Annotated in this window: 1 protein-coding gene; it reads left to right on the forward strand. The window is 70.3% G+C overall.

The features are described from left to right. The first annotated feature begins 247 nt into the window (after nt 1-247). The gene (locus DD1DGNOD_RS15245; RefSeq protein ID WP_131767115.1) at nt 248-817 is read left to right on the forward strand and encodes a hemerythrin domain-containing protein; all 570 of its coding nucleotides are present in this window, start codon (nt 248-250) and stop codon (nt 815-817) included. Nucleotides 818-982: the final 165 nt, after the last annotated feature.

The raw sequence follows: 982 nt of genomic DNA on the forward strand, positions 1-982 counted from the left end.
GCCGCTGACCGGCGCCAGGTCCGGATCCGGATCCGGATCCGGGTGCAGGTTCGGCCTGAGCCCGGGAAAGGCGTTCTCACGCCGGGATGACCCCGTTGCCGGAAAAGACGCTGATGTCAGATCCAGTCCTTGGCAGCTCTCGGCACGAGGCCGTCGCCGGTTCGCAGTTTCACCCGTGGTCGGTCCTGGGCACCCAGACAGGGACACCGCCGCGGAGCGGACCGCCGACAAGGAAGGGACAGCCACGATGAGTAAGGCCGACGAAGAGCGCGCCCAGGCCGCACGGCTTCCACAGGACGACGTCGTGGGCATTCTGCTGGAGCAGCACGCCCGCATCCGTGATCTGTTCGCGGACGTGAAGACCGCGGAGGGTGAGCACAAGCAGCAGGCGTTCGACGAGCTGCGGGCGCTGCTCGCGGTGCACGAGACCGGGGAGGAGATGGTCCTGCGGCCGGTCACGCGGGACGTGGCCGGGGCCGAGGTGTCCGAGGCGCGCAACCACGAGGAGGAGGCGGCCAACCGCGTGCTGGCCGAACTGGAGAAGATGGACGTCGGCAGCGCGGAGTTCGACACCCGGCTCGCGCAGTTCGAGATGGCCGTGCTGGAGCACGCCGAGCACGAGGAGCAGGAGGAATTCCCCACCCTGCACCCGGCACGCGCCGAGGAACAGCTCCAGCGCATGGGCCGGCGGCTCCGGACGGCCGAGAAGATCGCCCCGACCCATCCCCACCCCGCGATAGCCGGCTCCACGACGGCCCAGTGGGCGGTCGGCCCCTTCGCGTCGCTTGTCGACCGGGTGAAGGACGCGGTCAAGTAACCACCGTCAAGTAACCACCGTGCCGTGTCCGTCCAGGCCGCGGGACGAGGTGCGCCGGCTGGTTCGAACACGCCTGGTTCGAACGCGACTGGGCCGAACGCGACTGGGCCGGAGGCGACTGGGCCGGAGGCGACTGGGCCGGAGGCGAGTGGTTCGGCAGCCGCG

It is taken from the genome of Candidatus Protofrankia californiensis (genome assembly GCF_900634765.1).
GTDB classification, from domain to species: domain Bacteria; phylum Actinomycetota; class Actinomycetes; order Frankiales; family Frankiaceae; genus Protofrankia; species Protofrankia californiensis.

Coding starts and splice junctions, on each gene's coding strand:
- DD1DGNOD_RS15245 (WP_131767115.1), top strand. CDS start 248: ATGAGTAAGGCCGACGAAGAGCGCGCCCAGGCCGCACGGCTTCCACAG.